The 10,671-nt window shown below is 71.7% G+C and carries 8 protein-coding genes; 3 read left to right on the plus strand and 5 right to left on the minus strand.

The window, feature by feature from the left end; genetic code table 11:
* Nucleotides 1-22: 22 nt before the first annotated feature.
* The gene (locus tag ACZ49B_RS37410; protein ID WP_468315285.1) at nucleotides 23-682 is read right to left on the minus strand and encodes a DUF5701 family protein; all 660 of its coding nucleotides are present in this window, start codon (nucleotides 680-682) and stop codon (nucleotides 23-25) included.
* Between the two features lie 986 nt (nucleotides 683-1,668).
* Between ACZ49B_RS37410 and ACZ49B_RS37415 the strand changes: the two genes are divergently transcribed.
* The 3 genes from ACZ49B_RS37415 to ACZ49B_RS37425 all read left to right on the plus strand — a co-directional run bounded on the left by ACZ49B_RS37415 (nucleotide 1,669) and on the right by ACZ49B_RS37425 (nucleotide 4,910).
* Nucleotides 1,669-2,757 (plus strand): bifunctional DNA primase/polymerase, encoded by a 1,089-nt coding sequence (locus tag ACZ49B_RS37415; RefSeq protein WP_468315288.1) that lies wholly within the window; start codon nucleotides 1,669-1,671, stop codon nucleotides 2,755-2,757.
* Nucleotides 2,754-4,352 (plus strand): DNA primase family protein, encoded by a 1,599-nt coding sequence (locus ACZ49B_RS37420; RefSeq protein ID WP_468315290.1) that lies wholly within the window; start codon nucleotides 2,754-2,756, stop codon nucleotides 4,350-4,352. The genes ACZ49B_RS37415 and ACZ49B_RS37420 overlap by 4 nt, the downstream gene beginning before the upstream one ends.
* Nucleotides 4,353-4,532: 180 nt before the next feature.
* Complete coding sequence (locus ACZ49B_RS37425) at nucleotides 4,533-4,910, plus strand: DUF6009 family protein (protein ID WP_030303970.1); 378 nt, start codon at nucleotides 4,533-4,535, stop codon at nucleotides 4,908-4,910.
* Nucleotides 4,911-5,072: 162 nt separating this feature from the next.
* On the opposite strand, the gene tpg is transcribed toward ACZ49B_RS37425, so the two are convergent.
* From tpg to ACZ49B_RS37445, 4 genes are all read right to left on the minus strand, one after another.
* Entirely contained in the window at nucleotides 5,073-5,627 is a 555-nt protein-coding gene (gene tpg / locus ACZ49B_RS37430; RefSeq protein ID WP_468315293.1) for a telomere-protecting terminal protein Tpg, read from the minus strand.
* A gap of 6 nt (nucleotides 5,628-5,633) precedes the next feature.
* Complete coding sequence (tap, locus tag ACZ49B_RS37435; RefSeq protein ID WP_468315296.1) at nucleotides 5,634-8,174, minus strand: telomere-associated protein Tap; 2,541 nt, start codon at nucleotides 8,172-8,174, stop codon at nucleotides 5,634-5,636.
* A gap of 122 nt (nucleotides 8,175-8,296) precedes the next feature.
* Nucleotides 8,297-9,205, minus strand: coding sequence for a ParB/RepB/Spo0J family partition protein (locus tag ACZ49B_RS37440; RefSeq protein ID WP_468315299.1), 909 nt, complete (start codon nucleotides 9,203-9,205; stop codon nucleotides 8,297-8,299).
* Nucleotides 9,202-10,470, minus strand: coding sequence for a ParA family protein (locus ACZ49B_RS37445; protein WP_468315302.1), 1,269 nt, complete (start codon nucleotides 10,468-10,470; stop codon nucleotides 9,202-9,204). Before ACZ49B_RS37445 ends, ACZ49B_RS37440 begins: the two co-directional genes overlap by 4 nt.
* Nucleotides 10,471-10,671: the final 201 nt, after the last annotated feature.

Consider the following 10,671-nt stretch of genomic DNA (forward strand, 5'->3'; position numbering starts at 1 on the left):
GGCAGGGGCGGCCGGACACCCCTCAGGGCTTGCGGTCCGTCGCTGAGGCGAAGCCGAGCCAGGTGTGGCGGTTGCCCCACCAGCACCAGCCGACCTTCGGGGCGTTGCGCCGCTCGCGGCCGTCCCGGCCCGTGCCGTTGCTGATCCAGATCGCCGGAGTGCGGGCGTCCAGAGCGCCGTTCGCCTTGCGCAGCCGGGACCCGATGGTCATGAAGCAGTGGTTGCGTTCCAGGACTGCCGGTTGCTGGAGCAGCCAGTGGACGCCCTCGGTGAGCACCAGCGGGGTGCGGTCCTGCTCGGTGAGGGCGGGCAGCGCCTCCTCCGGGCTCCAGTTGGCCATGTGGTCGCCGCGGTCGAGGCCGGTGACGAGGTACAGCGGGGCATCGGGCAGCGCGATGCCGTCGAGCGGGGCGAAGCCGTCGACGTCGGGCATGTCGGTGACGACGAAGCCGGGCTTGGCGTCGTGGCGGAGCAGCGGGGCGAGGGCGGAGGCGGGGGCGCGGTCCGGGTGGACGGCGAGCAGGGCGTCACCGTGCCTGCCGCCGGCTTCCGCGGCGAAGGCGCGCAGCGTGTCGGCGGGGATCCCCGCGAGCTCGTGCACCCCGAGCTCGATCAGGCGCTCGGCCTGGGCGACGAGCGCCGGGAGGGAGGACGCGATGGGGACGGACGAGGCGTTGGGCACGGTACCTCTGGCTTTCGGGTGGGGGCGGTGGTCCCGGGGCAACGAGGTGGGCTGTCGAAACGTTCCCGGTGCGGCTGCGCAAGGTGTCCGCGGCACATGGTGAACCGGGCGCCCCGCCTTCGGCCGTGGCGCGCCTGTGGAGTGGAGCCGCCTGGGGGAAGAACCGCTCGGTCCTGGCCTGGGTACCGCGGAGGCGGTGGTGAGGGTGCTTCCCTTTCGGATGACGGACTTCGTGACGAGCCGGACCCCTCCCTCCGCACCCCCCTCCCCGACAGGGGCTGAAGCGCCGTTCGGACCCTTCGGTCCCTGTCCCTTCAGTCACTGCGTAAACCTGCAGGTCAGGGTCTCGGGTCCGCGGCAACAGGGACCGAAGGGACTCAACTTTCCAGTTATGAGCCAGATATGAACATGGGTACCTCTACATGCTCTTTCTCGCGCTCGCGCATACACACACGCACGTAAAGGCTGGAAGTGGTGATTCTGAGTCCCTTCAGTCCCTGAGCTGGTGGATCCAAGCCTTTGACCTGCAGGTTTGTCGAGGGACTGAAGTTGAAGGGACTGAACGAGGGCAGGGACCGTTCCGTACCTGGTCGTGCCGGTGCCGGGAGGGGGGCGTCGGGACCTCGGTCAGCTTCCGAGTGGGGGAGTGCCGACTTACCGAGGGACTCTCGGGTCCTGGTGGAGGAAGGGTGGAGCGGCGCTTGCCGACGTGGGATTCGCGCCACGACACGCCCGGGTGTGCACCGGGGTGGATCGAGGAACTTTTGCGAACGAACTGGGGTAGAACTTCAGGGACTGAGGGACTGAAGGGACTGAACTCTCAATACAGCGGTTTTATCGGGCGGAGCCTGCGCGATGTCTGCGGTACGCTCCGCGATAGTGAATCTTCAGTCCCTCTGGTCCCTGATGTGCAGGTCGGACGAGCACCTCGGAGAGCAGCCCGGGACAGGAGGAACCGTCCCTGAACGCGCGTCAAGGAAGAGCCAGTGCCCGTCTATTCCCAGAACCTGCCCCAGGGCGTGAGTGGCGGGACGGCACTGGACGTGGCGACGTGGATGGCCCTGCGCGGGTATCCGGTCCATCCACTGGCTCCAGGGACCAAGACGCCCGCTCCGAACTGTCCCGACTGCCGGGGCGGTCTGCATTCCGCGCAGGACTGCACCTGCCGTTCCCGGGGACGTTGGTGCCACGGGTTCCATGCGGCCACCACGGACCTCCCCACGCTCCGCGAGTGGTGGGCGGCCGAGCCCGAGTTCGGGATCGGGGTCTCCTGCGGGCCTGCCGGGCTCGTGGTCATCGATGTCGATGCGCACGCCGGTTCGGTGCCCGGCCGGGACCGGTTGCTGCCCGGCATCCCCATCGATGAGCGGGTCGACCTGACCGGACTCGGCAGCGGCTACGACACCTTGGCGCTGCTGGCCGCGTACCGGTCCCGGCCCAACCCCTGCGAGGACACGGCGACCCTGCGGGTCCGTACGCCCTCCGGAGGGATGCACGTCTGGTACCGGCTGCCCAAGGGCGGTCCGCGCTTGCGGTGTTCCAGCGGGTCGAGCTCGAAGGTCGCGCTGGCCTGGCAGGTCGACGTACGGGCCGTCGGCGGCTACATCGTGGCGCCCACGACCCGCACGGCGGCCGGGGTGTACGAGGCGCTGCCCGGTGCGCGGATGCCCGCGGCCCTGCCGCTGTGGCTGACCGCCGAACTCGTGCGGACCGGCCACGGCGTCGACACGGCCGCCGCGGAGCCCGTAGCGGCCCCTGTGGGCCCTGTACGGGGTCCGCGTGGCCGTGGGTCCCTGCAGGGCGGGCAGCGGGCTCTCACCGGGCTCCTGGAGGAGGTACGGGCCTGCGGGGCCAGCCCGGCCGGAACGGCCTTCAGCGAGAAGCTCAACCGGGCAGCCTTCACCGCCGGTGGACTGGCTGCGGGGGGCCACCTGGCCGCCGGGGAATGCCGCCGGCTGCTCCTCGAGGCCGCGGACCACGCACGACCCCACCAGACGCGCCGCAACGTCCTCATCGTCGAAGCGGGGCTGCGCGCCGGAAGCGACCGACCGATCCATCCCAAGGAACGCCCATGAGCAGCGCCGGAAGCACGGGGTTCAACGCCCAGGCAGCGGCGGAACAGCTTGCTGCGTTCACCACCGAGAACAGCGACGTCCCTGCCGGCGCGCGCGGCAGGCGGCTGCCCGCCCAGCAGAGCGCGGCCCCGGTGGCCGGGGGCGGCGACGCCGACTTCGTCGCGACCGGACTGCTGCAGAACCTCAGCGACCGCGGCAACGCCAAGCTGTTCGCCCACCTCCACCACAACCGGTTCCGGCACGTGGAGGGACTGGGCTGGTACGTGTGGGACGAGTACCGGTGGAAGCGCACCGGCGGGGAGAAGGCGGCGATCTGGGCCGCCGGGGACATGGCGGAGGAGCTGCCCACCCACGACCCCCGGGGTGTCTTCACCGACCGGGAGCTGTCGCAGCACCGCAAGCGCGCCATGTCCACCTCGGGCGTGAAGGCGATGCTCACGCAGGCCAAGGCCTCCCCCGGACTCGCCCTGGACCCGGACGTCCTGGACGGCGACAAGTACGCGCTGTGCACCCCCGCGGGCGTCGTGGACCTGCGCACCGGTGACCTGCACAAGCCGGACCCCACCCGGGACCTGCACTCGCGCGCGACCTACCTGGCCCCCGAGGCCATGCCCACGCCCCGGTTCCACGCCTTCCTGAACCAGACCTTCGGCGACGACGACAAGGGCAAGGAGATGATCAACTTTCTTCATCTCCTGCTCGGCTACTCCATCACCGGCGACGTCGGCGGCCAGGTGCTGCCCTTCCTCTACGGCGTCGGCGCCAACGGCAAGTCGGCGCTCCTCGACGTCGTCATCAAGATCCTCGGGGACTACGCGGACGTGGCCCCGCCCGGGTTCCTGATGGAGCGCGGCAAGTTCAACGAGCACTCGACCGAGCTGACGGAACTGCACGGCCGGCGCCTGTTCGTCTGCAGCGAGCTCAAGCCGCACGACAAGTTCGACGAGGCGCGGGTCAAACTGCTGACCGGCGGCGACCGGCTCAAGGCCCGTCGGATGCGGCAGGACTTCTTCAGCTTCGAGCCGACCCACAAGCTGTGGCTCCTGGGCAACCACCGCCCGGAGGTCGGCACGGGCGGGCACGCCTTCTGGCGCCGGATCCGGTTGATCCCCTTCGAGAAGGTCGTCCCCGACCACAGGAAGATCGACAACCTGGCGGAGGCGCTCGTACAGGAGGAGGGTCCGGGCATTCTCCACTGGATGATCCAGGGGGCCAAGGCCTATCTCGCCACCAAGCCGGCCCTGACCGGGCCCAGTGTGGTCCGTACCGCCACGCAGGCGTACGCCACCACCGAGGACCACATCGGGCGGTTCCTGGCCGAGTGCTGCACCACCGGGGTGGAGCTGCCCGATCCGCGTGATCTGAAGGTGGAGCAGGGGGCGCTGTACCGCGCGTACAGTGCGTGGTGTCTCGACGGCGAGGGCCTTCGTCCCGCCACGACCCGCGCGTTCGCCACACGTATTCGAGCCGAGGTCGGCGTCGCCTCGCCCAATGAGATGCTCCGCTCGAACGGGCAGAAGTTCTACCCCGGCCTGGCGCTCCTGGCCGACGAAGCGCAGACCCCGCGCGAGGCGAACAGGGCAAGCGCGCCGTGAAAGGCCCACGTGTGCCGCCGCCCGGGGGCGGGCACGCCTACGATGGACAAGGACGATGAACAGACCCACCAGCCGACGGCGGTCCGCAGGGGCCTGCCGGATACCGGCTTCGGCGCCGCTCGCGGCGTGGCGGAACAAGGGGCCTGGAAGGGCCTACGTGAACGAGGAAGGATCCAGGCCATGAGCTCGCTACTGACTTCAAGCGATCTCGCCCACGAGGACAAAGTGGTGTGGCTGGAGGACCCTGAAGAGCTCGATTACGTGCGCCAGGCCCTGGACAAGACCCCCCGCCGCCGCGGGAAGCCGCGCTACCACCGCGACGGGCGCATGATCGGTTTCACCGAGCTCGGCGACACCGCGGAAGCCGACCCCGACAGCGGCCTGCAGAAGCGGCGCGTCTTCTACCTGCTGCCGCACGACCGGGACGCCGAGCCCGAGGGGCTGTACCGGGAGGGCGCGCCGGGCGAGGCCGTGGACCCCCGGACGATCGAACCCCGGCAGGTCGGCCGGAAGACCGTGCGGTCGCAGCGAGGGCTGTCCACGCCGACGGTTGCCTGAGGCCGGCTTTCGTCTGATGCCGACAGTTGGCGGATTCGGTCCCTCCGGTCCCTGTGGTCCCTTCAGACCCTCCGGTCCCTTCCGGACGCGGTGGCTGAAAAACGCTTCCGGTAATGGCGAAATTCAGTCCCTCTGGTCCCTTCGGTCCCTCCGGCCGCGGTTTCAGAAGGCGAAGTCGACGTAGTCGATGTCGGTGAACTCGACCAGGAGGCCCTGGGCGCGGGAGCCGTTGTCCTTGAAGTACATCTCCTGGAGGGCTTCGGCCGCGATCTGCTGGAGCCGCGCCTCGGCGGCGCCGGCCGCCTGGGCGCTGAAGAGGCGGGCCGCGTACTCCGGGGGCAGGTGCTGCGTGATGCGGCGCATGCGGCCGTCGTCCGTGGTGCCGGGGGCGGCGGTGAAGCCGAAGCGGGCGCGGGTCTCGATGACCAGGCCGGTGGTGGAGGCGGCCCTGTCGCGGGCGCGCTTGCGGACCAGGGGCTGCCAGCGGCGGCGCACCTCGGACTCGAGGCGGCCGGCGAGGGCCGGCTTGGGGTGCTTGATCTGGTCCTTGACGTAACGCTCGACCGTGCGCTGGGAGATGCCGAGCAGGCGGGCCGCTTCCCGGGTGGATTTGAGCTGCTTGACGAGGAAGCGCATCTGGGCGCCCGCCGACTTGGGGACGGGGCGGGTGAAGTGCAGTTCGTCCGCGCGGGTCAGGCTGTCGTCGATCTGGGTCATGGGGGACTACTCTCCGTCGGCTGCCGCGTCGTGGCCCTTGATGTGGCGCGCGGGGTTGTGGTTCTCGTCGAGCATCTGCACGGCCCAGAGGAGGGACTGGGTGCCCTCGTGCTTGACCATGCCAGGACTGACGCCGAGGCGGAAGCCGCCGGGCAGGGGCTTGCCTTCGGGGGTGCGGGGGAGGAAGTCGAGGGGGCTGGGGCCGTCGGAGAGGTACACCGCGCAGTCGGAGAGGACGGCGATGGGGTACTGGCCGGCGGCCGTGGCGAGCTTGTTCATCTTGCGGTGCATGTTGACGCGGGCCGTGGAGATGACGGCGGCGCGGATGTCGGGGCGCCAGGTGGGGCGTTCGAGGGCGGGCCAGGGTTCGCCCGGGCGGTAGCCGGCGCCCTGGGGGCGTTCGCGGAGCTTGCCGATACCGCCCTTGACGGTGGACTTGATGGCCGAGAGGACCGGCTTCAGAACCGGGTCGGAGTGCTGCTGCAGCTCTGCCATCGCCGTCAGGAACTCTGGCTCCGGGAGCGTCGAGGTGATGCCGAGGTCCGCCATCGTGGCCATGTAGGCGTCGCGGAGGCGGGTGTACCAGGCGTCGAGGTACGGGCCGTGGTCGAGGCGGAGCCAGGCCTCGGTGGGGTGGACTTCGTGACCCAGCTCCTGGGCGTAGGCGAGGGTCGGGGTCGCGTACCAGGCGGGGCCGGTGGGGGGTCGGCCGTGCGGGGTGAAGGGGCTGGGGAGGCGGGGGTCGAGGGTGATGGAGGAGAGGTCCGCCAGCCAGCAGCCGGGCAGCTTGGGGTCGAAGCGGGGGCCGGTGCGGTGGGTGGCGGGGCCGAGGCCGACGAGGAGCCGGTTGGCCGCCGCGGCGAAGGCCATGTTCACGTCGATGCCGACGGCGTGGGTGCGGGTGCACTCGGCGTCGGTGAGGAGCTCCGGGTCGCGGATCCAGTCGTACGCCTCCTCGTCGAGGACCTCGTCCGGGGTGCGCTGGTGGGAGCGGGGGTAGAGGGCGGCGACCACCGGGTGCTCGTCGGGGGCCTCCGGGGGGGCCGGGTCGACGGGGCGGGTGAGCGAGCCGGGGACCGGGGCCGAGACCCAGGTGTTGGTCGCTTCGTCCCTCGCGGCACGGGTGGGCGGGCGCAGCGCCGTCATGAGTTCGAGGCCCGTGACGGCGGTGGAGCCGCGGGGGGTGAGGACGCGGGAGGCGAAGGTGGTGAGGAGCTCCGCGAGTTCCGGGGCGGGGAGGCCGGGGGTGTCCTCGCCCCAGGCGCGGGGGTCGAGGGCGCCCCACGGGAGGATCGCGAGCTGGACGCACTGGCGGCCGGTGGAGGGGGTGGCGGGGCGGTAGATGCGGGGCCAGGGACCGAAGCCGCGGCGGGTCAGCTGCCACTTGGCCTTGGTGAGCTGCTTGATGACCGGGTGGTCGTCCGGGAGGCGCAGGCCGCGGCGGTCCTCGAGGGTGGGGGGGAGGCCGAGGAGCTCGAGCGCGGGGGCGGTGAGGACGAGGAGGGGGTCGCCGTCCTTGCCGTTGCGGTGGAGGCGGGGGGAGCGGAGGCCGGCGTCGGGGCCGAGGGCCCAGGTGAGGAGGGCGGGGAGGCCGCCGGTGGTGGGGTGGTCGAGGACGAGGCCGGAGGTGGCGTGGGCCTGGCCGGTGCCGGTGAGGACGGCGAGGGGGCCGTTCCCTTCCAGGGGGGTGGGGTGGGGGCGGCGGCGGGGGCGTTGAGGTGTGGCCGGGGTGTGGGCGTTAACGGCGTTAACGGTCGGGGTCGGGGTCGCAGGGGTGGGTGCGGGGGCGGCCGGGGGCTCGGCGTCATCGGCGTTAACGCCGTTAACGGTGGAGGGCGTCGGGGTGGGGCCCTGCGGGGCTGTTCCCCTACCCGCCCCTTCCCGAAACTGGGGCTCCGCCCCGGACCCCGGGGGGGTGGGGGCCGCGGCGCCTGCGGCGCGCGGGGTTGCTGCCCGGGCCGCCGGTGCGGCTGGGGACTCGGCGTCGGCGGGGGCGTTGACGGCGTTAATGTTCGGCGCCGGGGCGGCGGTGGCGTCGACGGTGAGCGGCGTGGCGTTAACGCCGTTAACGGTCGATGCGGCGGGAGGGGTGGCGTCAACGGGGTGAACGGTGAGTCCCGGGGCCTGGGCAGCTGCGTCAACCGTGCTCGCCGCCGTCCGGTCCGCGTCGACCGTGCGCGCCGCGGCCTGGGCGGCGTTGGCGGTGGGGGTCGGGGTGGAGGTGTCCTGGCGGGCCTCGGGGAGCGGGAGGGTGGAGGCTTCGGCGTTAACGGCGTTAACGGCGTTAACGGGGTGGAGGGCGGAGAGGCCCTCCAGGAGGCGGGCGTACGCGGCTCGTTTCGGGGGACGGGGGGCCGTGCGGCCCGTTTCCCAGGAGGTGACCGTTTCGCGGCGGACGGAGAGGGCCTTGGCGATCTGGTCCTGGCTCAGGCCGGCGGCTTCGCGCAGGCGCTTGCGCTCGTCCGGGTGCGGGAGCGGGTCCTGGGCGGCTGCTTCTTCGAGCAGGGCGTCGACCGCTGCGAAGAGGCTCTCTTGTTCGTTGGGCATCGGTACCTCCAAGGGCAGCCTATGCGAATCGCACGATCGAACGCACATGAAACGCACGTGGGGGCGTTAACGGCGTTAATGCCGTCAGCGCCCCCGTCGTGGGTGCTGCCACGGGTGCCCGCTCAGAGCCGCAGCAGCAGGAGCTCGGTGACGGCCTTCAGGTCGTCCGGGGTGAGGTGCGCCGTCAGGGCGTCCGCGATCGTTTCCGGGGTGTCCGTCGCGATCGTGATCCGGGGGGAGGGGGGAGACGGGGGCGAGGGGGGACCGTTAACGGCGTTAACGCCGTTGACGGTCTGCGTCGGGTGGGCGCGTTGGCGGGGAGGGGTGACGGTGTTGAGGGTTTCGTCCGCCGCCGCCTCCTGGTGTTCCTGGGGGAGGCGGCCGATGCGGCGGGCCGGTTCGACCTTGAGCTCGCCCGTGTCGACCTTCTCCTGGAGGTTCGGAGTGAGGTTCAGCAGGGTCAGGCGCTGGGAGACCCAGGCCGCCGTCTTGCCCAGGCGCTTGGCGACCTGGGCCTGGGAGCCGTGGACGTCGACGAGTTCCTGGAGGGCGCGGGCCTGGTCCATGGGGGCGACGTCCACGCGGTGGACGTTGGCGATCAGGGCGGACTCGAGGATGTCCGCCGCGGAGGCGGACAGGGCGTCGTTCACGTGGATGTGCATGGTCTTGAGGCCGGCCAGCTGGGCCGCCGCGAGGCGCCGGTTGCCGTCGATGACCACGTACGGGGCGCGCCCCAGCCCGTCGGTCTGGCCCGGGTGGGCCTCCATGAAGGCCATGCGGGTCGCGACCGCGAGGGGCTGGAGCTGGCCGCGGGAGACGAGTGACTGGGCCAGCTCCTCGAGTTCGGTGAGGTCCTCGCGGAGGTTGAACGGGTTGTGCGCGAGGGCCTCGATGGGGACCTCGGACGGCGGGACCACCCCGGAGGTGGGGGCGCCGGTGGCCTCCGCGATCGCCGCGCGGCGCGAACTGACGCCGACGGGCTGGGCCCGCGCGAAGGATGCCGAAACTCCGAGCTTGTCGGCCTTGCTCATGAGATCTCCCTAGCGAGGGCGCGCATGGCGATCGCCTGGTCGCCCTTGGGCGAGTAGACGAAGAGGGGCTGCTTCACGCGGACGGCTTCGCGCTGTTCCTTGAGGTCCGGTACGACGGCGACGACGCGCGGATCCTTTATGTCCATCCACGCCTGGAGGGAGGAGGTCGCGATGTAGCCGCGGCGGCCGTCGTAGAGGTTGACGACGAGGCCGAGGTAGTCGATGTCGAGGCTGAGGTCGTCGCGCAGGTCGTTGATCTGGGACGTGAGGAGGTCGTACGCGTCGGCCGACGAGTCCTCCGCCTGTACGACGATCAGCGCGCCCGAGGCGCCCGGCTGTTCGGCGTCGCGGCGGCGCCCGTAGTAGATGGCGGCGTCCATGCTGAGCCCGAGGCTCGGCGGGCAGTCGATGAGGATGACGTCGTAATCGGATTCGACGGGAGCCAGGGCGCGCTCGAGGGCGGCCTCGCGGGCGCGGACCGTGGAGAGGCGGACGTCGAGGAGGAAGGCGTCCGTACAGGCGGGCAGCAGGTGGAGGCGGTTGCCGAAGCGCTGGTCCGGGACGGGGACGATCAGGTCGGCGAGGGGGCCCTTGGCCTCGCCGGCCATGTGGCAGGTGAGGCTGTCGCCGCCGATGGGCAGCGGCTGCTGGCCGAGCTGCTTGGTGAGGTGGCCCTGGGGGTCGAAGTCGACCAGCAGGACGCGCATGCCGAGGCCCGGGAGGTCTTCCAGGTCCAGGGGGGTCGTCTCGGGGTGGGGCTGGGCGCTCTGCTTGCCCTCGTCGGACGCCGTGGCGCGGGCCAGCTGGCGGGCGATGCGGACCGGGTGGAGGGTCTCCGGGTCCTCGGCGAGGGCCTCGGCGGTGCCGGCGGTGATGGCGGTCTTGCCGACGCCGCCCTTCTGGTTGCACACGACGATGCGGCGTACGACGGAGGGCCGCTTGACCGTGGGCGCCGGGTTCATCTCCAGCCAGAGGCGGACCGCTTGGGCCAGACCCTGGATGAGGGAGACACCGCGGTCCTTGGAACCGGCGCGGAAGGACTCCCACTGGCCGGCGGGCAGCCAGGTGGAGAACGATTCGGCGCCCGAGGTGTCGACGGGGGAGGGGGCTGAGGCGAGAGCGCTCCAGTGGGCGATCCCCTGGTGGACGGCGTCCTGGATGTCCACCCGCAGCTGCGCGGTGCGGATTTTCAACTCCTGGCGGAGCCACGGGGGGAGCTTGGAGACGACCTTCTCTCGGTCGCTCTGAGACGAGGGCGAAGTCATGAGAGGGACTTTACTAACGTTCGCGGGCGGATGTGGGCGCCACGCTTGGGTTTTGCTAACGAAGTGGGTGCAGGCGCGGGTGCCGGGGTCGGATCCGGGTACGCGACAGGGGGGGGGGGGGGGGGGGGGGGGGGGGGGGGGGGGGGGGGGGGGGGGGGGGGGGGGGGGGGGGGGGGGGGGGGGGGGGGGGGGGGGGGGGGG

Source organism: Streptomyces sp. NPDC031132 (assembly GCF_055570595.1).